The organism is Halobaculum marinum (assembly GCF_029338555.1).
GTDB lineage: Archaea > Halobacteriota > Halobacteria > Halobacteriales > Haloferacaceae > Halobaculum > Halobaculum marinum.
The window spans coordinates 1,903,255-1,925,062 of record NZ_CP119989.1; the positions used below are offsets into that span (position 1 = coordinate 1,903,255).

Consider the following 21,808-nt stretch of genomic DNA (forward strand, 5'->3'; position numbering starts at 1 on the left):
GCCGTGATCCGCTACGACCGACACGGCGAGGTAGCCACGGTGACGTTCGACCGTCCAGAGAAACGCAACGCCCTGACCCTCGACGGACTCCGGTCGTTCCGCGAGGCGCTCGACCGCGGCGCCGAGGAGGCACGCGCGGTCGTGATCCGCGGGGCGGGTCCGGCGTTCTGTGCGGGCGACGACATCGCCTCGATCGCCGGGTTGGGCGACGACGTGGCCCCCGGAACGCTGGCGACCAGACTGTACGACGCACTGTTCGGCCCCGAGCAGGTCGAGGTCCCGGTGATCGCCGCCGTCGACGGCCCCGCGTACGGCGGCGGCTTCGAAATCGTCGCCGCGGCGGATCTAGCGGTCGCGACCGCCGACTCGACGTTTGCGCTTCCAGAGGCCACGATCGGGGCGTACCCGCCGTACGCCGTCGCGCGCGTCGGCGAGGCGTGCGGCCGCAAGCGACTGCTCGAACTCGCGCTCACCGGCGACCCCATCGACGCCGCGACGGCCGCCGAGTGGGGACTGTGCAACCGGGTCGTCGACGACGGTGGGCTAGACGACGCCGTCGACGAACTCACGGACGCGGTGTGTGCGGTGCCCGAGCCAGCGGTGTCGCTGGTGAAGCGATACGTGCGGGCGGCGTCGGCGGACCCGGACGAACGCGCCCGACTGGTCGAGGGGTTCTCGGCGGTCGCGGCCGAACCCGACTGCCTCGCGGCCGCCGAACGCTTCGTCGCCGGCGACGAGTGAGGCCGAGGGCTAAGGGACTACGATGACGCTCGGAGAGACATCACCCGACAACTGATAACCCGCCCCCGCGAACGTCGCCGTCATGACCGACGGACCCCCACTCGCCGAGGCGGTCGACGACATCGCCGACGACATCGCGACGATGGAGATCCGTGGCGCCGCCACCATCGCCCGCGCGGCCGCCGACGCCGTCGCCGCGCAGGCACGGGAGACCGACGCCGACTCTCCCGAGGCGTTCCGCTCGTCGATGCGTTCGGCGGGGCGCCGCCTGTACGACACGCGCCCGACCGCCGTCTCGCTCCCGAACGCCCTCCGCTACACGCTCGGCCGGATGGAGGGCGACGACGTGGAGACGCTGCGCGACTCCGTGCTCGCGGCGGCGACGGCCTTCACCGACCGCCTCGACCGTGCCCAGCGCGACCTCGGTCGCGTCGGGGCCAACCGCCTGCGCGACGGCGACACGGTGATGACCCACTGCCACTCGACGGACGCGCTCGCGTGTGTCGAGCACGCCGTCGAGCAGGGGAAGGACATCTCGGCGATCGTGAAGGAGACGCGCCCGCGCAACCAGGGGCACATCACCGCCACGCAACTGCGCGAGATGGGCGTCGACGTGACGCTGGTCGTCGACTCGGCGGCCCGCCGCTACCTTGATGACGCCGACCACGTGCTCGTGGGCGCCGACTCCATCGCCGCCGACGGCGGCGTGGTCAACAAGATCGGGACCTCCGGGCTGGCGGTCAACGCCCGCGAGCGCGGCGTGCCGATCATGGTCGCCGCCCAGACGATCAAACTCCACCCGGACACGCTCACCGGCCACACCGTCGAGATCGAGATGCGCGACGAGACGGAAGTGATCGACGACGACGACCGCGCCGAAATCGGCGAGATCACCGTCGAGAACCCCGCCTTCGATGTGACGCCGCCGCGCTACGTCGACGCCATCGTCACCGAGTCCGGGCAGTTCCCGCCCGAGAGCATCGTGACGCTGATGCGCGAACTGTTCGGCGAGAGCGCCGACCGCCCGTGGGAGGAGCCGACGAGCGGGGCCGCCGAGCGATGACCGGGGGACCGGGTCGCGCCGGCGACGCGTCGGACCGGGGGCGACCCCGCGTCTTGTGTGCGGGACACGTGAACTGGGACGTGACACTCATTGTCGACCGACTCCCGGCGCCAGACGGCGAAGTGAAGATCCAGCGGCGTCACCAGGCAGGCGGCGGGAGCGCGGCCAACGTCGCCGCCGTCCTCGCGGGCCTCGACGCGGACGCATCGCTGTTCGGCTCGGTCGGCGCCGACGAGTCCGGGACGCTCGCTCGCCGAGAGCTGTCGACCGCGGGCGTCCACACGTACCTCGTCGAGGCGGACGGCGAGACCGCCGTGAAGTACCTGATCGTCGACGCCGACGGCGAGGTGATGGTGCTGTCCGGCGAGGGGGCGAACGAGGCGTACACCGCCGAGGACCTCCCGCCGGGGACGCTCACCGCCGACACGGATCTGCTCCACCTGACGAACCAGCCGCCGGCGGTCGCCGCCGCGCTGGCCGAGCGTGCCCGCGAGGTCGGTGCGACGGTGAGCTTCGCCCCCGGTCGTCAGTTCGTCGACCGCGACTTCTCCGAGACGCTCCCGCTCGCGGATCTGGTGTTCTGCAACCGCCGTGAGGCGGCGGCCCTGCTCGACGAGGACGACGACGGCGCGACCGCCTACGGTGCGCTCCGCGAGGACGCCACGCTGGTCGTCACCCACGGGTCGGCGGGGTCGGAGGTCCACGACCGCGCCACGGGGCAGACGACCACCCACGATAGCTTCGCCGCCGACGTGGTCGACACGACCGGCGCGGGCGACGCGTTCGCCGCGGGCTTACTCGCCGCACGGCTCGACGGCGCCGACCTCGACCGGTCGCTGGCGGTCGCGAACGCCTGTGGTGCGCTCGCCGCCGGCGAGGTGGGTGCGCGCGTCGACCTCTCGTGGGGCCGTATCGAGGCGTTCCTCGACGAGACGTGACGCCGCGGTGCCCTGTTACGGAACCAATAAGGGGCGCGTGGTCGCACGAGAGTCCAACGAATGTCCACTCCGACTCGAGGTGAGCGGCCGTGACGATGGAGGACCGTATCGACGAGCTCCGCGAGCGCCGCGCGGAGGCGGAGAAGGGGGGCGGCGAAGACCGGATCGAGCGCCAACACGAGAAAGGGAAGATGACGGCGCGCGAGCGCATCGACTACTTCCTCGACGACGACACCTTCCACGAATTCGACCAGTTCCGAACCCACGACACCCACACGTTCGGGATGGAGGGCCAGCAGATCTACGGCGACGGCGTCGTCACCGGCTACGGCGAGGTGAACGGCCGGAAGACGTTCGTGTTCGCCCACGACTTCACCGTGTTCGGCGGCTCGCTCGGCGAGGTGTTCGCCGAGAAGGTGTGCAAAGTGATGGACAAGGCGATGGACGTCGGCGCGCCCGTCGTCGGCCTCAACGACTCCGCGGGCGCCCGTATCCAGGAGGGCGTCGGCTCGCTTGCCGGCTTCGCGGAGATCTTCCGCCGCAACACGGAGGCGTCGGGTGTCATCCCACAGCTGTCGGGCATCATGGGGCCGTGTGCCGGCGGCGCCGTCTACTCCCCCGCCATCACCGACTTCGTGTTCATGGTGAAGGAGTCCAGTCACATGTTCATCACCGGCCCCGACGTGATCAAGACGGTCACGGGGGAGGAGGTGAGCTTCGAGGAACTCGGCGGCGCGCAGACGCACGCCAGCACCTCGGGCGTCGCCCACTTCGCCGAGGACTCCGAGGAGGACGCCCTCGACCACATGCGCCGCTTGCTGTCGTACCTCCCGCAGAACAACGTCGAGGACCCGCCGCGCGTCGAGCCGTGGGACGACCCCGACCGCCGTGACGAGGAGTTGAACTCCATCGTCCCCGACCAGCCGCGCAAGCCGTACGACATCACGAACGTCGTCGACCGCGTCGTCGACGAGGGCTCGTTCTTCGAGACGCACGCCGACTTCGCGAAGAACCTCGTCACCGGGTTCGCCCGCCTCGACGGTCGGTCCATCGGCGTCGTCGCGAACCAACCGCGCGTCAACGCCGGCACCCTCGACATCGAGTCGTCGGAGAAGGGCGCCCGCTTCGTCCGCTTCTGTGACGCGTTCAACATCCCCATCCTCACGTTCGTCGACGTGCCCGGCTTCATGCCCGGCACCGACCAAGAGCACAACGGGATCATCCGCCACGGCGCGAAGTTGCTGTATGCCTACTCCGAGGCGACCGTCCCGCTGCTCACCGTCATCACGCGCAAGGCGTACGGCGGCGCCTACGACGTGATGGCCTCCAAGCACATCGGCGGCGACGTGAACTACGCGTGGCCGACGGCCGAAATCGCGGTGATGGGCCCGCAGGGGGCGGTGAACATCCTCTACGACGACGAACTCGCCGACGCGGACGACCCCGAGGAGAAACGCCAGGAGCTGATCGACGAGTACCGCGAGGAGTTCGCGAACCCGTACACCGCGGCCGACAAGGGGTTCCTCGACGACGTGCTCGAACCGCCGGAGACGCGCCCGCGGCTCATCGACGACCTGGAGATGCTCTCCTCGAAGCGCGACGCCCAGCCCGACAAGAAGCACGGCAACATCCCGATCTGATGGGCGACGACACTGACAACCTCCGCGACGCGCTGTCGATCCCGGCAGCCGCCGACGACGAGGAGGCGGCGGCCATCGTCGCCGCCGTCGGCGCGCACGTGCGCGACAGCGAGGCCGCTGCGGCCGCCGCGGCCGAGGGGGGCGAGGAGACGTGGGATGGCGAGCGGTGGGCGTTCGCCGGTCGCCTCGACGCGCTCCAAGGGCGCGCCGCACGCGTCCCCGAGTCAGCGCCGACGGATGCGTGGACCGCAAGCGGACGAACCGACCGGTTCTGAACGGCTCCCCCCGGCGGCGCCGCTCTTCGTGACGACTCTCGTGGATCAGGACTCCCGAGCGATTCGCTACCGCCCCGCGTACGCCGGGTCGTCGACGAACACGCCGTCGACACCCACCTCCGAGAGGCGATCGTACGGCTCCGGCGACCGGAGCGTCCACGCGTTCACCTCCAGTCCGCGGTCGTGTGCGTCGTCGACTCGCTCGGGGGACGCAAACACGAGGTCGTAGTGGGGGTGGACGTACTCGGCGCCGACCTCGACTGCCAGCGCCAGCGCGTCGTCCCACGCGTCGGCGTCGGCGACGATGGGTGCCAACGGGAGGGCCGACACCTCGTTCACCTCGCGGAGGATGGTCGCCGAGAACGACGAGACCACCGTCTCGTTCCCGACGGCGTCGGCCGTCTCGACGACCTGCTCGGTCACGCCGGACGTCTTGAGTTCGACGTTCACCGTCGTGCCCTCCGGCACCGCGACCACGGTCTCGGGGAGCGTCGGCACCCGCTGGTCGGAGTCGTCCACGTACCGTGCTCTGATCTCGTCCAGCGGCGTCTCCGCGACGGGGCGGTCCAGTCCGAGCACTCGGTCGAGACGCTCGTCGTGGACGACGACGGGTTCGCCCGACCCGCACCGGCGCACGTCGAACTCGACCCAGTCGCACCTGTCCGCCGCCCGTCGAAGCCCGAGCGCGGTGTTCTCCGGGAACACGGCGGGCATTCCACGGTGCCCGATAAAACGCATCACGCACGTATCCGGACGCTCGCCGGTTAATTCCTCGTTCTCGTCAACCGAGGTCGCGTGCGTGATCGACGACCCAGAACCGACGGTTTGAGTAGACGGCCGTCGGTACCCTCCCGCAAGAATGACCGAAACCAAGGGGTTCGAGAAGGTGCTCGTCGCCAACCGCGGGGAGATCGCGGTCCGCGTGATGCGCGCCTGTGAGGAACTCGGTATCGAGACGGTCGCCGTCTACTCCGAGGCCGACAAACACGGCGGCCACGTCCGCTACGCCGACGAGGCGTACAACGTCGGACCGGCCCGCGCCGCCGACTCCTACCTCGACCAGGACGCCATCGTCGAGGCCGCACAGCAGGCCGGCGCCGACGCGATCCACCCCGGCTACGGCTTCCTCGCGGAGAACGCCGACTTCGCCGCGAAGGTCGCCGACGCCGAGGGTGTCACGTGGGTCGGCCCCGCCAGCGAGGCGATGGAGTCGCTCGGCGAGAAGACGAAGGCCCGAAAGATCATGGACGGCGCCGACGTGCCCATCGTCCCCGGCACGACCGACCCCGTCACCGAGGCCGAGGAGGTCACCGACTTCGGCGACGAGTACGGCTACCCCGTCGCCATCAAGGCGGAGGGTGGCGGCGGCGGTCGCGGGATGAAGGTCGTCGAGTCGGCCGACGAGGCGGCCGACCAACTCCAGTCCGCGAAGCGCGAGGGTGAGGCGTACTTCTCGAACGACTCCGTATACTTGGAGCGCTACCTCGAGAACCCGCGCCACATCGAGGTCCAGATCGTCGCCGACCAGCACGGCAACGTCCGCCACCTCGGCGAGCGCGACTGCTCGCTCCAGCGCCGCCACCAGAAGGTGATCGAAGAGGGGCCCTCGCCCGCGCTCTCGGACGAGTTGCGCGAACAGATCGGCGAGGCAGCCCGCCGCGGCGTCCGCGCGGCCGACTACACGAACGCGGGCACCGTCGAGTTCCTCGTCGAGGAGGACCTCGACCGCGACCCCGACGAACCGCTGGGCCCGGACACGAACTTCTACTTCCTCGAAGTGAACACGCGGATCCAGGTCGAGCACACCGTCACCGAGGAGCTGACGGGTATCGACATCGTGAAAGAGCAACTCCGCGTCGCGATGGGCGAAGAGATCGGATTCGCGCAAGACGACGTGGAACTGGAGGGCCACGCGATGGAGTTCCGCATCAACGCGGAGAACGCGGCCAACGACTTCGCGCCCGCCAACAAGGGGAGCCTGGAGACGTACGACCCGCCGGGCGGCATCGGCGTCCGCCTCGACGACGCGCTCCGCCAGGGTGACGACATCGTCACCGACTACGACTCGATGATCGCGAAGCTCATCGTCCACGGGTCGGACCGCGACGAGTGTATCGCCCGGTCGCGGCGCGCGCTCGCCGAGTACGACATCGAAGGCGTCGTCACCATCGTCCCGTTCCACCGCCTCATGCTCACCGACGACCGCTTCGTCGACGGGACGCACACGACGAAGTATCTCGACGAGGAGGCAGACCGGTCGAAGTTCACGGAGGCCCAGGAGAAGTGGGGTACCGGCGACGCCGCCGGTGACGACGGCGAGGAGTCGACCGAACGCGAGTTCACCGTCGAGGTGAACGGCAAGCGCTTCGAGGTCAGTCTCGAAGAGCGCGGTGCGCCCGCCATCCCGACTCCGAGCGGCGCGGGCGGCGGTTCGGGCCGGATGGAACGGCCCGACGTGGCCGAGGAGGACGACGCCCAGGAGGTCGTCGTCGAGGGCGACGGCGAGACCGTCACGGCGGAGATGCAGGGCACCATCCTCTCGGTGAACGTCGAGGAGGGCGACGAGGTCGCCGCGGGCGACGTGGTGTGCGTGCTGGAGGCGATGAAGATGGAGAACGACGTCGTCGCCGACATGGGCGGCACCGTCTCGCAGGTGGTCGTCGGCGAGGGCGACTCCGTCGACATGGGCGACGTGCTTGTCGTGCTGGAGTAGGCCGACCTGGCGCGACTACGGCGCCGGTCGGAGCGACTCCGCCTGGCCGTCGTGACACGAACGTGCAACTTCCGGGACGATATCGATACCCCGGTTTCTGTCGTATTGTCGAACGGTTATCCATGGCAACTCACAGTCCGACAGCCGACACCGAGTCCGTCCTCAACCACCACCTCGACGCGTTCGCGGACCAGGATATGGAGGAGATGATGGCCGACTACACCGAGGACTCGGTCGTCATCACGAGTACGAAGGGGACGTTCCGCGGCCTCGACGAGATACAAACGCTGTTCGAGCAGTTCTTCGCCGAGTTCTCGCAGTCGCCGGTCGAGTTCGCGATGGACGAACAGCAGGTCGAAGACGACATCGCCTACATCCGCTGGCACGCCGAGACGCCAGAACAGGTGTACGAGTTCGCGACGGACACGTTCCTCATCCGCGACGGGATCATCGAGACGCAGACGTTCGCCGCGAAGACGACGCCGAAGAACGAGGACTGATCCGCCGCCGCGACCGTCTGTCGTCGCCGGGGGCGACCGGCGCTCAGATGCCGAACGTCGCGCGCAGCATGTCGCGCGTCCCCGGCCCCATCCCGACCGCCGTCACGGCGATGAGCAGCAGCACCGCGTAGCGCGGCGAGTCCTCGAACAACTCCTCCTCGAAGATGGCCAGCACGAACACCGCGGCGACGAGTTTCACGACCAGGAACGGCCACGCGGCGCCGGCGGCGTCGACGATGAACTGGTTGACCGGGTGTTTGGGGACGAGGTTCGGCCCGGCGCCGAGCGCGACCATGTAGTCGAGGCCGACGACGTTGGCGACGCCGTCGAGCGCGTGCGCGCCGATGACGACGACGCCGGCGGCGCCCGTGCCAGAGTGGACCCACGGGATGCCGGCCTTCGTCGCGTACCACGTCGCCGCTGTCGCGACGACAGTGCCGAGCAGGATAACGCCGATCACCTGTGGGTAGAACGTGACGACGCTGCCTGGCGTGAGCGCGAGCGCGGCGAGAAACCCGACGGTGACGACGTTCAACGCGATGCCGATCCACAAGAGGGGCCGTTCGATCTCAGCGAGGACGCCGTTGCGCGAGAGACTGACGACGGCCACCACCGCACCCAGGGTGATCGCGAAGACGGTGAAGTAGATGATCGGACTGATGAGCAGCGTGTTCAGCGGGTAGCCGAACAGTTCCGCCGGCATCGCGTTGTCCGCGTCCTCAACGACCCTGAGCGCGCCCCCGAAGAAGAAGAACGGGACGAGCGCGAGGAAGAAGTCGGTCGTGCGCGCGATGTCGAGGCGGCGCAACAGGAGCACGACGCCCGACAGCGCCACCAGCAGCGTGACGACGTACCCGACCTCAGAGACGAGCGTGTAGCCGGGGTACGCGACCGGCTCCGCCGCCGCGGCGCACTCGGCGTTCGAGTAGAGGTACTGGACGGTGCTGCCGGGGCGGACCGCACAGGCGGCTGAGTTGGCGTCCGCCTGCACGGGGCCCCAGAAGTAGTGCCAGATGAAGCCGTCGTACACGGCCTCCGGGAACGCGACTGCGCCGGCGACGAGCGCGAGCGCGGCGGCCCCGACGGCCGCGAGATACGCGCGTTCCGGCGAGGTGCCGAGCCGGTCGGCGAGCGAGGTCGTCGACATACCGGGAGGCGGCGGCGCTCGTCGTTCAAGGTGTCGGTTGCGTGTGCCGTCGACCCAGCGCAACGGAGTGCGACAGCGGGCGCGAGACCGAGCGCGACCGCCCGTCGAACGGCGCCGTCGCTGGGCGGGTCGGCTCTCGCGAGAACGTGGAATACCCGATTACGCCGAGGCCGCGCTGGACGCCTTCTTGCGCGTGATGTAGCCCGCGATGCGGTTGCGGACGCCCTTCGACTCGACGTTGGTGAGCTTCGAGACGTTCTCCTTGTTCGTCTCGAAGTCGGTGTTGAACGACTGCGGGTACTTCTCCAGCAGGAGCGTCGCGAGCTGCTTGACGTACTTCGGTTTGATCGCCATGTCCAACGGTACACGAAACGCGAACTAAAAGCGTTCGTTCCGGGCCGAACGACGGGAGCCGAGGTCTACTCCGCGCCGGCGTCTGTCTCCCCCGCGACGTCGTACTCTCGCCACCCAGTCTCGGCCGTCAGCGTCTCGAACGCCTCGCGCTCGGCTGGGCCGCCGCACCGGTCGACCACGGCCGCGAAGTAGCGCAGTCGCTCCACCAGCGCGGCGGTGTCGTACGCCGGCACGTCCAGTCGCGACGCCGCCACAGTCGCGTCGATTACGGCGCCGAAGCCGCGGTTGATCGTTCGAACTCCGGTGTGCTCGACCGCGGCGTCGACCACGTGCAGGTGCCAGTCGACCCACTGGGTCCCGCCTCGTTCGCCGGCGTCGACGCGCTCGACGTCGACTTCGGCCCACGCGTCCGCCGAGTCGAGGACGGGCGTCGGCTCCTCGCGAATCGTGACCGCGGCGTCGACGAACTCGCGGGGGTCCGTCACGAACTGGACGACGCCGCCGCCGCGCTCGCGGAAGTTGCGCCACGTCCGCGTCCGCCCCCACGTTCGCGCCCGGACCGGCGCGGTCGCCGACCTGCCGTCGTGGTCGGGCGCGTGGAGGCCGAGCGCGGCGACGTTCCACAGGTCGTTCGGCCCCAGCGTCGCGACCACCGACTCCGTCACCCCCGCGAGCGCGACCGGCCAGTCGGCGGTCTCATCGGCGTCACCGCTCATACGGTCACCCCGCGTTCGAGCGCGACGAACAGCGCCGCCGCGGTGAGGTCCGCGGTCGTTCCGGGGTTGACGCCGCGATCGACCAACTCGGCGGCCCACGCCTCCGCGTCCGCCAAGGACTCGACCTCGGCGGCGCGCTCCCGCACCTCGGCGGCCGCCTCGGCCCCGTGCTGTGTCCGCACGAGCGTGTCGTCCGCCTCCGCCAGCAGGTCGAGGAACGCCCGCGCCGCACGGTCGACGAGCGGGCCGTCGTCGGCGACGATGGCCTCAGCGGCGCGGAACGTCCGCCGGAACCCCTCTACCCACTCGCGCGCGTTGGCGTCTCCGGGCGTCCCCGCGTCGTCGACTGGCTCTGCGGACGCCGACAGCACGTCGAACAGCGTCGTTTCACGCTCGCGCAGCGCGGGCACCGCGTCGGCGCCACGGCGCACGTCGAGCGCGTCCATCCCCTCGGGCGGGTCGGCGACCGCCACGTCGACGTGCTCGAACGCGCGGTAGAAGCCCGCTGCGTCAGCGACAGTCGTCGCCTCGCACACGTCTCGCACGCCGGACGGGGAGAGGTCACCCGCCGCTACCGCCCGAACGAGCGGCACGAGCAAGAGCAGACAGCCGAACTGCGTGTTGCCGCCGGACTGCTCGCTCATCCCCGCGACCGCCGTCTCGAACGCTTCGCCGACGGGCGCACCCGCGGCGGCACGCTCCAGTCCCGGGCGCGCGCCGACCGCCCCGGCGAGGAACTGCTCGAACCGCAGGTCCACGAGGTCCCGGTGACGGTCGACGTTGCCCGGCTTCGGCGTCCCCGCGACCTCCAGCAGGAGTGCGAGTTCGGCGTTCGCGGCGGGGCCGCGCCGCGGTGGCTCGCTGCCACCGCTCATCGCGACGCCTCCGTCCTGCGGCGACGACCGCTCGCGGTGTCGTCGGTCCACTCGCCGACGGCATCACGGACGCGGGCGAGCACGCGCGAATCGTCGCTCGGTCGACCGACGCTCACCGCGTCTGCGCCGGCGGCGAGGTACTCCCGGACCGTCCGCCGGTCCCGGACACCGTTGTTCGCGATCACGACGAGGTCCGGTGCGGCAGCTTTCACGAGTGCGACGACGCCCTCGGAGTCCATCGCGTCCACGTGGACCGCGTCCCCCCCGGCGTCGGCGACGGCCCGCGCGGTCGCCGGGAGGTCCACGCCGTCGACCTCAGCGCGGACCTTCACGCTCACGTCGGCGCCCGTCGCACTCGCGGCGGCGACGTACTCGCACAGGCGGTCGGTGTCGCGCAGGAGCGTCTCGCCACAGCCAACCTCACACAGCTCCGCCTGTCGGCAGTGGGCGTTCACCTCCAGCACGGCGTCGTGGGCTGCACACACCGCCGCGGCGTCGCCGACGGCGTCGGCGCTCGTGGCCCGGACGTTGACGCCGGCGCGGATGTCGGCGTCCGCCAGCGCGGCCAGTTGGTCCTCCATCCAAGCGACCGGGTCCGGCGGGAGGAACTCCGAGCGGTCGCGGTCGACGACGCTCGCGCGGGCGGCCTCGCGACTCTCGGCGTCCAGTGCGATCCCGCCGAGGAAGGCGACGCCGGAGTACTCGGCCCCCGACCGCGCCCACGCCGCGTCCGCGTCGCCCGAGAGGCTCGCGAGCGCGAGCGGCGGATCGATCCCGAGATCAGTCGCGGTCGCCCTCGCCGGCCCGTCCGTCCCGCCGCCGCTCACCGCGCCACCTCCAGCGCCTCCCGGCACGCCCGCGCGACGCGAGCGGCGTCGTCCGCGTCGTCGATCCGGGTGTCCGTCCGCACGACCGGCCGGTCGAGGTCGGTGCCGTCGTCGTCGTCGAGGACGAACGCGTCCGCGAACGGGTACGCCGCCGCGACGCCGGCGGTGCTCGGCTCTCGGCCGGTCCCGCGCATGAGGGCGGCGGCGGGCCCGGAGAACACCTGATCCTCCACGAACGGGGAGACGGCGACGACGGTCGTCTCGGCCAGCGCCTCGCGGATGCCATCGAGCGCGAGCATCGGGCCGATACTGGTGACGGGGTTCGACGGCCCGATCACCACGTCGTCACGGAGCGCCTCTTGGACCGCGTCGGTCGCCGTGGCCTCCGCTGCGCCGCGGAACTCCACGTCCTCGACGGTCGGTTCACCACGGTTGGCGACCCAGTACTCCTGGAAGTGCATCGACCCCTCGTCCGTGTGGACGATGGTCGCGACGGGGTCGTCGCTCATCGGGATCAGTTCCACGTCGAGGTCGAAGGCGTCCGCGAGCGTTCGCGTCACGTCGGTGAGACTGTGCCCCTCGTCGAGCAGCGAGGTGCGCGTGACGTGGACCGCGCGGTCGCGGTCGCCGATCTCCATGAACTCCGCAACGCCGGAGAACCGACGCCACTGGGAGATGTCGCGCCCGGCAGTCTGTGCGTCGTCGGGGAGGTAGCGGGGACCGCCGTCGAGACCCGCGGCGTCGGCGAGGCGCGTGAGTTCGGCGTGCGTCTCGGTGGTGTCGTCGGCGATGCCCCACCAGCGCTCGGTGTCGAGGACGCCGCCGCCGTGGAAGAGGACGGTGTCGACGTCCGGACACACGAGGTGCCCGCCGAGTTCCACGTCGTCGCCGGTGTTCCCGACGACGGTCGTCGACTCGGGAGCGAAGACGCCCGCGGCACCGTCGAGAAGCTTCGGCGTGCCGGTGCCGCCGGCGAGGAACGTGACCATGGCCGCGCTTGCACCTCTGCGGACTTGTACGCTGTCGTTGCCTTCGCCTCGGCGACCGGGAACCGCCGACTCCCGTCCCCCACAGCTTCAAGCGCCCCACTCTCGCACCGACTCGTGTGATCAGATCCTTCGACGGGACGGAGCCGGACGTGGCTGACTCGGCGTACGTCGACGATGCCGCCGTGGTCATCGGCGACGTGGACCTCGCAGACGGCGCGAGCGTCTGGCCGAACGCAACGCTACGGGGCGACCACGGGCGCATCGTCGTCGGGCGCGAGTCGAACGTGCAAGACGGCGCGGTGCTCCACGAGGACGCCGTCCTCGAATCGGAGGTGACCGTCGGCCACAACGCCATCGTCCACGCCGCGACGGTCGCCGAGGGCGCACTCGTCGGGATGAACGCGGTCGTCCTCGACGACGCGCACGTCGGCGAGGAGGCGGTCGTCGCCGCCGGCGCGGTCGTCACCGAGGGGACGGAGGTGCCGCCACGGACGTTGGTCGCGGGCGTCCCGGCGGAGCCGAAGACAGAGCTAACGGACCCGCCGACGCGCGCTGCTGCCGCCCACTACACGTCGCTGGCGGGGCGGTACGCCGAGACGAGCGAACGACTCGACTGACCGGCGGCGGTCATCGGCGGCCAGCCGCAGTCATCCGCGGTCGCTCGTCCGCCGCCGTTCACTCGTCGTCTGGCAGGTCGCTGCGCGCCTGCTTCTCTTTGCAGGCGTCCCGCCGGTCGACGAGGAACTCCAGCAGGGCGCCGACGGCCACCAGTAGCGAGACCCACCGCGTGAGCGACACGTACCACTCGCTCGGCTCCAGGTCTTCGGGGTTCTCGTAGCCTGCCAGCAGGAGGCGGTTCACGTAGCCGATGGTCCGTTCGGGGAAGGCGGTGCCCGCGAGGCCGAAGACGACGGTCGTCAGCGAGGAAGCTTGCTTCATCGCTCCAACGTTCGTGTCGCTTCGTGAAAAGAACGCGGTCACTACCGACGCTCGATCAGGCGTCGATCATGACCTCGGTCGCCTTGATCACGGCGGCGGCCTCCATCCCCTCCTCCAGACTGAGGCGGTCGACGGAGTTCGACGTGATCACCGAGGTGACCTGCTGCCCGTCGCCGAGTTCGATGGTCACCTCGGCGGCGAGGCCGTCGGTCTCGATGCTTGTGATAGTCCCGTGCAGGCTGTTGCGAGCGCTGAGCGTCATACTGGGAAATCATCGCGAGACAACATAAACACGGAGTGAGATTCGCACACTCGTGACTGGGGGGTCGGCGACGCGAAGAATCGAAGACCGCAGCCGGCGACGGTGTGCCGGTGTTAGTGGGACTCGTCCTCGTACACCCACTCGGCGGTGTCGAGGTCCCAGTCGACGAGCTCGTCGTCGTCGAAGAAGAGGGCGATCTCGCGCTCGTTGGCGCCCTCGTCCTCGTGGTCGGAGCCGTGGATGACGTTGTGACCGAGGTCCAGACCGAAGTCGCCGCGGATCGTTCCCGGGGCGGACTCGGCGGGGTCGGTCTCGCCCATCATCGAGCGAACCTGTGCGGTCGCGTCGGCACCCTCCCACACCATCGCGAAGACGGGGCCGGAGGTGATGAACTCGACGAGACCCTCGAAGAACGGCTTGCCCTCGTGCTCGCCGTAGTGCTCGTGGGCCAGGTCCTCGTCGATCTGCATGAACTTCGCACCGACGAGCTTCAGACCGCGCTGCTCGAATCGGGAGACGATGTCCCCGATGAGGCCGCGCTGGACGCCGTCGGGCTTGACCATCACGAACGTGCGCTCGTCGTGGTGGCTCATTCGCGCCCGGCCTCCGTCCAGTTCTGGTCGCGCGCCTCGCGACCCAGGTCCGCGTTCTTCTCGCACTTCGAGGAGCAGAAGTGCGTGACGCTGCCGTCGACGCTCACGAACATCGTGCCCGTGCCGGGCTCGATGTCGGCGCCGCAGTAGTCGCAGTCTCGTTGCTGGGGCATTGGCTTACTGACCTCCGATGGAGTCGGCGTCGCGCTGGGTCTCGCGCAGCTGGAGGATGTCCCCCATGCGGACGGGACCCAGGACGTTCCGCGTGATGATGCGGCCCTGGTTCTCGCCCTCCTGGATGCGGCACTTGACCTGCATGGCCTCGCCGTGCATCCCGGTCTTGCCGACGATCTCGACGACCTCGGCGGGCGTGGAGCCGCTCTCTTGCTCTTCAGCGGACATGGTGGGTTACCGCAGTTCCTCGACCTTGCCGGCGATGTCCTCGACGTCCTCCTCGGCCTCGCCCGCCTCGGTGACGGCGGCGGCCGCGGAGCCGACCTCGAGACCGGCGGCGTGGCCGACGTCGTCCTGCGTCTCGATGAAGACGTAGGCGATGCCCTTCTCCTCGCACAGTTCGGGGAGGTGCATGACGATCTCCTCCGGCTCGACGTCCTCGGCGATGTACACGAGCGTGGCGTTGCCGCGCTCGACGGCCTTGGTCGTCTCGTTGGTTCCTTTCTTCACGATACCGGTGTCGCGGGCTACCTCGAGCGCGTCGAGGCTTCGTTCCGCGAGATCCGCCGGCGTCTCGTAGTCGACGTAGACTGACATTGTTGTGTGGCTTCCCGCTCGGTGGCTCGACACCTCCGCCGGTCGTAAGTCCCTGACGACGGAGCGGGTCACGACCCCGAGCAGGTCGTACTGACTCGATAGTCGGGATGGCCGTATAAACGTGTTCAATGTGCCGCGTCCGTGTGATCCGGGCTCACGGGATCACCCCGCATCCGACGACGCCGCGCTCACTCCGCGACGGCGCGCACGGGCGCCCCGTCTGCGTCGACCCGGAGCGGGTACGCCCGGAGCGTGAACCGCTCGGGGAGGTCGGCGGGGAGCGCCAGGTTCTCCACGATGAACTGCCCAGCGCCGAGCAGTTCGTGGTGGGCGGGGACGCCCTCGGGTTCGTCGGGACTCGAACGCGGGGTCGGCGTCGGGTCGGGGTTGATCGTGTCCAGCCCGACCGCGCAGTCCAACGCCGCGACGTGGCGCGCCGCCGCGGGCGTCAGGTACGGGTGGTCGTAGTATCGTTCCTCGCCCCAGTGCGCGCCCCACCCGGTCCGGAGCACGAGCATCTCGGCGTCGCCCGCATCGTCGGGGATGTGGGCGGGCGTGATCGGTTCGCGCGCGTCGAGGCCTCCGTCGTCGCCGTCGTCGCTCCTGTCGCCGTCGGAGCCATCTCCCGTCAGGTCGACGAGTCGGGCGTCGAATCGGAAGGCCCCGACGTCGAACTCGTCGAGCGTCGCGCCGTCCGGTTCCATGTGCGACGGGGCGTCGATGTGCGTGCCGACGTGGGTGGTGAACGAGAGGTGGGTGACGCGGTAGCCGTCCACGTCCATCGTCGCGCTGGCGTCCGCACCGACGCCGGGGTCGCCCGGGTAGACGGGCATCCCTGGCTCGATGCGGCGCGTGAGGTCGACCGGGTCCATACCGCTTGCTGCGCTCCCACGGGCGAGAGGGTGACGATGCCCGACGGGCCGTCCGCCACCCGTGCCCCGTCGTCGCCAACGGCGGTGTCGAAACGGGCAAGCCCCCGGGGCGACGACATCGCGTCGTGACACGCGACGCGCTCGCGGGCCTCGCGACCGACCTCCGGGCGGAGGCGCGCCGGACCGACCAGCGCCGCCTCCTCGTGCTCCATGGCGAGCGCGACGCCTGCATCGACGCCGCCTTCACCGCGGTCGAGGCGGCTGCGGTCGACGACGACGACGCCACCATCCTCTCGACGCGCGAGGGGTTCCGCTTCGAGCGCCACCGACCCAAACACGCCGGTCGCCTCCTCGGGACGACGCGCGAGGCCGTGATCCTCGACGCCTTCGGCGAGTTCTCCCCCAACGCCGTCGGGCAGTCAGTCGGCGCCGTCGACGGCGGCGGCCTGTACGTCCTGCTGGCGCCGCCGCTGGACGAGTGGCCCGACCGCCGCGGCGACTTCGACGAGTCGCTCGCGGTGCCCCCGTTCGGCCTCGACGACGTGTCCGGTCGGTTCCGGACGCGCTTCGTCCAGACGCTCCGGCAACACCCCGGGGTCGCCGTCGTCGCGGTCGACGACGACGGTGCCGTAGAAGTCGAACGCGACGGGCTGACGGGGGGTGCCGACGCGCCGTCGACGACACGGCCACCGACGCCCGCCGACGCGACGTTCCCGGCGGCGGCCTACGAGTCGTGCCTCACCCCCGACCAGTCGCGCGCGGTGTCGGCGCTCGAACGGCTCCGAACGCCGGGGTCGGCGGTCGTCGTCGAGGCCGACCGGGGGCGCGGGAAGTCCAGCGCTGCGGGACTCGCCGCCGCCGCGCTGGCGACGGAGGGGCGAGACGTCCTGGTCACCGCCCCTGCCGTCGGCGGTGCGGCAGCCCTGTTCGAGCGCGCGCGAGACCTGCTCGCCGACCTCGATGCGACGCTCGCCGTCGACGAAGAGCGCCGGATCGAACTGGACGACGAGAGCGGCGGCGGGCGGATCCAGTTCCGCTCGCCGGCGGAGGCGGTCGCCGCCGCCGACGCGGTCGACGTCGTGTTCGCCGACGAGGCCGCCGCGCTCCCGGTGCGCCTGCTGACGGGGTTGCTCGACGCCCCAGCGGTGGCGTTCGTGACGACCGTCCACGGCTACGAGGGCGCGGGACGGGGGTTCTCGGTGCGCTTTCGCGACCGCCTCGACGACGCCGACCGCCGCGTGATCGACGTGCGGATGGACGACCCGATCCGATACGCGCGCGGCGACCCGGTGGAGGCGTGGGCGTTCCGCGCCCTCCTGCTGGACGCCCGCCCGCCGGTCGGCGCCGCCGTCGAGGAGGCGACGCCCGACACGGTGTCGTACCGCGTCCTCGACGCCGACGAGTTGGTGGCGGACGAACACCTCCTGTCGGCCGCCTTCGGACTGCTCGTCGCCGCCCACTATCGGACGGAGCCGAACGACCTCGCGCGCCTGCTCGACGCGCCGAACCTCTCGGTGCGCGCACTCATCCACGACGACCACGTCGTCTCGGTCGCCATGCTCGCACGCGAGGGCGGCCTCGACGCGACGACGCGCGAGGCGATGTACGACGGCGAACGCGTCCGCGGGAACATGCTCCCAGACGTGCTGACCAGCCAACTCCGCGACCCGGACGCCGCCGCACCGCAGGGGGTCCGAGTGGTTCGGATCGCGACGCATCATGCTATCCGAAGCCGCGGCCTCGGCTCGCTCCTCCTCCGGGAGGTCGCCGACGAACTCGGCGACGAGGTGGACTACCTCGGCACCGGGTTCGGCGCCACCCCCGACCTGCTCGACTTCTGGGCGGTGAACGGCTACCGAACGGTCCACCTCGCGACCACCCGCAACGACGCCAGCGGCGAGCACTCCGCGCTCATGGTGCGCCCGACGAGCGACACCGGGCGGGAGTTCGCCGCCCGCCACGCGCGCTGGTTCCGCGAACGGATCGGCGCCGTCCTCTCGGATGCGCTCTCGGACCTGGACGCAGACGTGGTTCGGGCCGCGCTGTCAGCCTGCGACGCGTCGGGAGCGCCGGTCGTCGACGTCTCCGACTACGAGTGGCGACTGACGGTCGCGGCCGCCTACGGGCCGGGTCTCGCGGACATGGCGCCCCGTCCGTTCCGTCGACTGGCGCTTGCGCACCTGCTCGACGGCGAGGCGGCCCTCTCGGATCGAGCCGAACGCCTGCTCGTGCGCAAGGTGTTACAGGCGCGCGACTGGGAGCCGGTCACCGACGAACTCGACTACGTCTCCACGGCCGAGTGTATGCGGTCGCTCGGCCGCGCGCTCCAACCGCTCGTCGACCGCTACGGCGACGAGGCGGCGTTCGACGAGCGCGCCCGCTACGAGTGAGATGAGTGGAGCGGGCTGGCCCGCTCCAATCTCCCGTCTTCGTCGGACGTGTGCTTATGTCGTCGCCCGACCCAGTGTCGGCCATGGTTGACCTCGTGACCGTCCTCGCGCTCGTCCTCCTCGTCGGCGCCGTCGCCGGGAGCGTCGTCCCGCTGGTGCCGGCGGGACCGCTGTCGGTCGCGGGCGTCCTCGTCTACTTCCTGTTCGCGCCGCCGTCGGCGCCGTCACTCGGTGTCGGGTGGCTCGTCGCGTTCGCCCTCGTCGGGACGGTGGCCTTCGGCGTCGAACACCTCGGCGGGCCACTCGCCTCGCGCGCTGGCGGCGCCGAGACCTCGACGATGGTGTTCGCGGGGGTCGCCTCGCTGGTGCTGTTCTTCGTCGTCGGACCGCTCGGTATCGTCCTCGGCACCGTGGCGGTCGTCCTCGGCGCGGAGTTGCGCGCTGGGAAAGCGCCGCGACCGGCCGTCCGCGCCGCCGCCTACACCGTCGTCGGGATGCTCGCCTCCTCGGTCGCGCAGTTCGTGCTGACGCTGTCGATTCTCGTCGCGTTCCTGGTGGTCGTGTACGTCGTCTGAGGCTGCGCCGCCGGTTCGTGGGTCGGGGGTCGCTCGCGGTCCTTTGCGCTCTTACGTGACCGACTCGACAGCCCGCGCGACGCGGAGCGCCGTCTCGTCGTCGCCGAGCGGGGCGACGACCTGTAGTCCGACCGGCAGCCCCTCGGCCGATCCACACGGCACCGACACCGCCGGGTTCCCCGTGCAGTTGAACGGCGCGGTGTTCGCGAGCAACTCCCCGGGGCGAACGGCGTCGCCGTCCTCGTCGCCCACCGCGCCGAACGCCGGGGGCATCGTCGGCACCGTCGGCGTCACGAGCACGTCGACGCGGTCGAGACACGACTGCGTCCGCCGGACGAGCCGTCGCCGTGCGTCCCACGCCTCGGCGTAGGCGTCCGTCTCCTGGACCAACGCCCGCCCGCGAGCGACGAGTCGCTCGACCCGCTCGGGGACGCCCAACTCCGCGACGTCGCTCGCGAGCGCCGACCGCGCCGCCGCCGCACGACCGTCGCCGACCGGTTGGCCGTCGGCGTCGAGGACACGTGCGAACTCTGCGAGCGTGTGCACCTGGTTCACGAACTCGGCGTCCCCGTGTTCGGGGAACGCCAGCCGCTCGACGGTGGCTCCCGGGAGTCCAGACAAGCCGGTCACGGTCTCCTCGAAGGTCGCCGTCACGCACGGACCGGCGACCTCGACGAACGGCTCTGGCACCCCGATCCGCAGTCGACCGAGCGGGGCGTCCAACGCCTCCAGCGCGGTCGTCTGGGACGCCGCCGCCGTCGTCGGACGGATCGGGTCCGCCCCGGAGACGGCGTCGAGCGTCAGCGCGGCGGTCTTCACGTCAGTCGCTACTACGCCTACGTGGTCGAGCGTCGGCGCGAGGTCGAGCACGCCCGTGCGCGGCACGCGGTCGTACGTCGGCATCACGCCGACGACGCCGCAACAGGCCGCCGGCAGACGGACGCTCCCGCCGGTGTCGGTGCCGAGCGCCGCGTCTGCGAGTCCGCCCGCGACCGCCGCCGCGGACCCGCTCGACGACCCGCCCGGCACGCACCCCTCGGCGGCGGGGTTGCGCGTCGCCCCGGCGCGACACGCCTCGCCGGTGACGCCGAGTGCGAGTGCGTCCATCCGGGTCGTCCCGACGAACTCGGCGCCAGCCGCACGCAGTCGTTCGACGACGGTCGCGTCCGCCGCCGGCTCCCACCCCAGTGCGTCCGTCCCGGCGTCGTGCACGAGTCCCGCGACGGCGACGTTGTCCTTCGTCGCCACACGAACGTCCGAGAGCGACCCCCCACCGAGTCGTGGTGCGCGGGCGGCGGTCGCGAACGCGTCGAACGGGTCCGACCGCTCGGTCGGGGTGGCCGGCTCGAACGCGGGGGCGGTGTCGTCTCCCCCGAGGTCGGCGACGCGGTCGGCATCTCGCCGCGCTCGCTGTGCGGCGTCGGACGGCGAGTCACCCCTCATGGGCGGGCCTTCGACTACGTGAACAAAGGCGTTCTGGCGGCTGCGTCGCCCGCACCGCAGATTGTGAAGATCAGCGGCGAGACTCCACGCCGAGCAGGTCGCGCGCCTCCGCGGGCGAGGCCACCGGCCGACCGAGTTCCTCGGCGATCCGGACGGTGCGCTCGACGAGCGCCTCGTTGGTGGCGAGTTCCCCCTTCCGCAGGTAGCTGTTGTCCTCCAAGCCGACCCGGACGTGCCCACCGAGGAGCAGCGACTGAGTCGTCAACGGGAGTTGGTGGGGGCCGAAGCCGATCACGTTGAACTCCGCTCGCTCTGGGAGTTGGTCGACCATCCGCTGGAGGTTCGCGGGCGACGGCGGCGCGAGCGTCCCCGGCCCGAAGATGAGGTTCAGGTACGGCGGGTCCGCCAGATCGTCGAGGATGCGGAACGACTCGTTCAGGTGGCCGTTGTTGAACACCTCCAACTCCGGCTTGATCCCCCGCTCGCGCATCTCGGCGTGGAGGCCGTCGATGGTGTCGCGGGTGTTCTCGCTCGTCAGCCGCCGCCCGCGGTTCATCGGTCCCATGTCGAGGCTCGCCATCTCCGGCGCCGGGTCGGTGCGCAACGGCTCCGCCCGGAGCGCGTCCGGCGCGGCGGTGCCGCCGGTCGAGTGCTGGACGATCACGTCGTCGGTCGCGTCGCGGACGGCGTCGGTCACCGCCTGGAACCGCTCGGTCGAGAACGCCCGCTCCCCGTTGTCGCGCCGGGCATGGAGGTGGACGACCGCCGCCCCCGCCGCCTCGACCGCGGCGGCCGCTGCGGCGATCTCATCGGGCGTCTCGGGGAGGTCCGGGTGCGCCTCCTTCCCCTGGATGCCGCCCGTGAGCGCCGCGGTGACGACGACCGGCTTCCCGTCGAGGTACTCATCGTACGTCATTCGTCCCAGTCCAGCCCCGCCTCGGCGCGGTACACCTCGCAGTCCGCTTCGGGGTCGAGTCCGTACCGCTCGGTGCAGATGTCGGCGTGGACCGGTTGGACGAACTCCTCGGTCACCGTGCAGAACGCGCGGGCGGTGTCGAACTGCCGTTCACCGTCGGAGTCGCGGTAGTCGAGATGTGGACAGGCCATACCGGTCCCACACCGGGCGAGCGCTTCAATGCGTGTATCGGTGACACGTGTGTCACCAGCGCCACTCGGTCGTCGCCA

At 70.8% G+C, this 21,808-nt stretch carries 26 protein-coding genes and 1 pseudogene; 10 read left to right on the forward strand and 17 right to left on the reverse strand.

Annotation, left to right across the window (positions count from 1 at the left end; genetic code table 11):
• Positions 1 to 3 precede the first annotated feature (3 nt).
• The 5 genes from P0R32_RS09820 (at position 4) to P0R32_RS09840 (ending at position 4,657) form a co-directional block, all read left to right on the forward strand.
• A complete protein-coding gene (locus P0R32_RS09820; RefSeq protein WP_276236782.1) occupies positions 4 to 741 on the forward strand; it encodes an enoyl-CoA hydratase/isomerase family protein in 738 nt (245 codons plus the stop codon).
• Between the two features lie 82 nt (positions 742 to 823).
• Positions 824 to 1,804 (forward strand): ribose 1,5-bisphosphate isomerase, encoded by a 981-nt coding sequence (locus tag P0R32_RS09825; RefSeq protein ID WP_276236783.1) that lies wholly within the window; start codon positions 824 to 826, stop codon positions 1,802 to 1,804.
• Positions 1,801 to 2,742, forward strand: coding sequence for an ATP-dependent ribose-1-phosphate kinase (locus tag P0R32_RS09830; RefSeq protein WP_276236784.1), 942 nt, complete (start codon positions 1,801 to 1,803; stop codon positions 2,740 to 2,742). The genes P0R32_RS09825 and P0R32_RS09830 overlap by 4 nt, the downstream gene beginning before the upstream one ends.
• Before the next feature lie 95 nt (positions 2,743 to 2,837).
• Positions 2,838 to 4,382, forward strand: a complete 1,545-nt coding sequence (locus P0R32_RS09835; protein ID WP_276236785.1) for an acyl-CoA carboxylase subunit beta — start codon at positions 2,838 to 2,840, stop codon at positions 4,380 to 4,382.
• On the forward strand, positions 4,382 to 4,657 hold the full coding sequence (locus P0R32_RS09840) for a DUF8022 family protein (RefSeq protein ID WP_276236786.1): 276 nt from the start codon (positions 4,382 to 4,384) through the stop codon (positions 4,655 to 4,657). The genes P0R32_RS09835 and P0R32_RS09840 overlap by 1 nt, the downstream gene beginning before the upstream one ends.
• Before the next feature lie 66 nt (positions 4,658 to 4,723).
• On the opposite strand, the gene P0R32_RS09845 is transcribed toward P0R32_RS09840, so the two are convergent.
• Complete coding sequence (locus P0R32_RS09845; RefSeq protein WP_276239391.1) at positions 4,724 to 5,371, reverse strand: glycerophosphodiester phosphodiesterase; 648 nt, start codon at positions 5,369 to 5,371, stop codon at positions 4,724 to 4,726.
• A 145-nt stretch (positions 5,372 to 5,516) separates the two neighbouring features.
• Between P0R32_RS09845 and P0R32_RS09850 the strand changes: the two genes are divergently transcribed.
• Together P0R32_RS09850 and P0R32_RS09855 are read left to right on the forward strand one after the other, a co-directional pair.
• Positions 5,517 to 7,370: an acetyl-CoA carboxylase biotin carboxylase subunit gene (locus tag P0R32_RS09850; protein WP_276236787.1), complete on the forward strand. Its 1,854-nt coding sequence runs from the start codon at positions 5,517 to 5,519 to the stop codon at positions 7,368 to 7,370.
• Positions 7,371 to 7,492: 122 nt separating this feature from the next.
• Positions 7,493 to 7,870: a nuclear transport factor 2 family protein gene (locus tag P0R32_RS09855; RefSeq protein WP_276236788.1), complete on the forward strand. Its 378-nt coding sequence runs from the start codon at positions 7,493 to 7,495 to the stop codon at positions 7,868 to 7,870.
• 43 nt (positions 7,871 to 7,913) lie between these two features.
• On the opposite strand, the gene P0R32_RS09860 is transcribed toward P0R32_RS09855, so the two are convergent.
• The 6 genes from P0R32_RS09860 to cofD all read right to left on the reverse strand — a co-directional run bounded on the left by P0R32_RS09860 (position 7,914) and on the right by cofD (position 12,778).
• On the reverse strand, positions 7,914 to 9,017 hold the full coding sequence (locus P0R32_RS09860) for a DUF63 family protein (RefSeq protein ID WP_276236789.1): 1,104 nt from the start codon (positions 9,015 to 9,017) through the stop codon (positions 7,914 to 7,916).
• 159 nt (positions 9,018 to 9,176) lie between these two features.
• Positions 9,177 to 9,371, reverse strand: coding sequence for a 30S ribosomal protein S17e (locus P0R32_RS09865; protein WP_276236790.1), 195 nt, complete (start codon positions 9,369 to 9,371; stop codon positions 9,177 to 9,179).
• 65 nt (positions 9,372 to 9,436) lie between these two features.
• Positions 9,437 to 10,087: a DUF447 domain-containing protein gene (locus tag P0R32_RS09870; protein ID WP_276236791.1), complete on the reverse strand. Its 651-nt coding sequence runs from the start codon at positions 10,085 to 10,087 to the stop codon at positions 9,437 to 9,439.
• Complete coding sequence (locus tag P0R32_RS09875) at positions 10,084 to 10,962, reverse strand: triphosphoribosyl-dephospho-CoA synthase (protein WP_276236792.1); 879 nt, start codon at positions 10,960 to 10,962, stop codon at positions 10,084 to 10,086. Before P0R32_RS09875 ends, P0R32_RS09870 begins: the two co-directional genes overlap by 4 nt.
• Positions 10,959 to 11,789, reverse strand: coding sequence for a tRNA-dihydrouridine synthase (locus P0R32_RS09880; protein WP_276236793.1), 831 nt, complete (start codon positions 11,787 to 11,789; stop codon positions 10,959 to 10,961). The genes P0R32_RS09875 and P0R32_RS09880 overlap by 4 nt, the downstream gene beginning before the upstream one ends.
• Complete coding sequence (gene cofD, locus P0R32_RS09885; protein WP_276236794.1) at positions 11,786 to 12,778, reverse strand: 2-phospho-L-lactate transferase; 993 nt, start codon at positions 12,776 to 12,778, stop codon at positions 11,786 to 11,788. Before cofD ends, P0R32_RS09880 begins: the two co-directional genes overlap by 4 nt.
• 116 nt (positions 12,779 to 12,894) lie before the next feature.
• Here cofD and P0R32_RS09890 point away from each other — a divergent pair, with 116 nt between their 5' ends.
• A complete protein-coding gene (locus P0R32_RS09890; protein ID WP_276236795.1) occupies positions 12,895 to 13,395 on the forward strand; it encodes a gamma carbonic anhydrase family protein in 501 nt (166 codons plus the stop codon).
• 58 nt (positions 13,396 to 13,453) lie between these two features.
• Here the strand turns inward: P0R32_RS09890 and P0R32_RS09895 are convergent, their stop codons facing one another.
• The 7 genes and pseudogenes from P0R32_RS09895 to P0R32_RS09925 form a co-directional block, all read right to left on the reverse strand.
• Positions 13,454 to 13,717, reverse strand: a complete 264-nt coding sequence (locus P0R32_RS09895) for a DUF6199 family natural product biosynthesis protein (RefSeq protein ID WP_276236796.1) — start codon at positions 13,715 to 13,717, stop codon at positions 13,454 to 13,456.
• A 55-nt stretch (positions 13,718 to 13,772) separates the two neighbouring features.
• Entirely contained in the window at positions 13,773 to 13,979 is a 207-nt protein-coding gene (locus tag P0R32_RS09900) for a TOBE domain-containing protein (protein ID WP_276236798.1), read from the reverse strand.
• A gap of 113 nt (positions 13,980 to 14,092) precedes the next feature.
• Positions 14,093 to 14,572, reverse strand: a complete 480-nt coding sequence (ndk, locus tag P0R32_RS09905; protein WP_276236799.1) for a nucleoside-diphosphate kinase — start codon at positions 14,570 to 14,572, stop codon at positions 14,093 to 14,095.
• A 2-nt stretch (positions 14,573 to 14,574) separates the two neighbouring features.
• A pseudogene (locus P0R32_RS09910) lies at positions 14,575 to 14,745 on the reverse strand (50S ribosomal protein L24e); the annotation flags it as partial.
• Positions 14,746 to 14,749: 4 nt separating this feature from the next.
• Complete coding sequence (locus P0R32_RS09915) at positions 14,750 to 14,974, reverse strand: 30S ribosomal protein S28e (RefSeq protein WP_222607661.1); 225 nt, start codon at positions 14,972 to 14,974, stop codon at positions 14,750 to 14,752.
• 6 nt (positions 14,975 to 14,980) lie between these two features.
• The gene (rpl7ae, locus tag P0R32_RS09920; RefSeq protein ID WP_276236801.1) at positions 14,981 to 15,343 is read right to left on the reverse strand and encodes a 50S ribosomal protein L7Ae; all 363 of its coding nucleotides are present in this window, start codon (positions 15,341 to 15,343) and stop codon (positions 14,981 to 14,983) included.
• A gap of 188 nt (positions 15,344 to 15,531) precedes the next feature.
• Entirely contained in the window at positions 15,532 to 16,215 is a 684-nt protein-coding gene (locus P0R32_RS09925) for a cyclase family protein (RefSeq protein ID WP_276236802.1), read from the reverse strand.
• Between the two features lie 125 nt (positions 16,216 to 16,340).
• Here P0R32_RS09925 and tmcA point away from each other — a divergent pair, with 125 nt between their 5' ends.
• Both tmcA and P0R32_RS09935 read left to right on the forward strand, forming a co-directional pair.
• A complete protein-coding gene (gene tmcA, locus P0R32_RS09930) occupies positions 16,341 to 18,605 on the forward strand; it encodes a tRNA(Met) cytidine acetyltransferase TmcA (protein WP_276236803.1) in 2,265 nt (754 codons plus the stop codon).
• Positions 18,606 to 18,688: 83 nt separating this feature from the next.
• On the forward strand, positions 18,689 to 19,180 hold the full coding sequence (locus P0R32_RS09935) for a DUF456 domain-containing protein (RefSeq protein ID WP_276236804.1): 492 nt from the start codon (positions 18,689 to 18,691) through the stop codon (positions 19,178 to 19,180).
• A gap of 51 nt (positions 19,181 to 19,231) precedes the next feature.
• Here P0R32_RS09935 and P0R32_RS09940 read toward each other — a convergent pair whose 3' ends face one another.
• The 3 genes from P0R32_RS09940 to P0R32_RS09950 all read right to left on the reverse strand — a co-directional run bounded on the left by P0R32_RS09940 (position 19,232) and on the right by P0R32_RS09950 (position 21,730).
• On the reverse strand, positions 19,232 to 20,623 hold the full coding sequence (locus P0R32_RS09940) for an amidase (RefSeq protein ID WP_276236805.1): 1,392 nt from the start codon (positions 20,621 to 20,623) through the stop codon (positions 19,232 to 19,234).
• Positions 20,624 to 20,693: 70 nt separating this feature from the next.
• Positions 20,694 to 21,539 (reverse strand): beta-keto acid cleavage family enzyme, encoded by an 846-nt coding sequence (locus P0R32_RS09945; RefSeq protein ID WP_276236806.1) that lies wholly within the window; start codon positions 21,537 to 21,539, stop codon positions 20,694 to 20,696.
• Positions 21,536 to 21,730 (reverse strand): hypothetical protein, encoded by a 195-nt coding sequence (locus P0R32_RS09950; RefSeq protein WP_276236807.1) that lies wholly within the window; start codon positions 21,728 to 21,730, stop codon positions 21,536 to 21,538. The genes P0R32_RS09945 and P0R32_RS09950 overlap by 4 nt, the downstream gene beginning before the upstream one ends.
• Positions 21,731 to 21,808 lie beyond the last annotated feature (78 nt).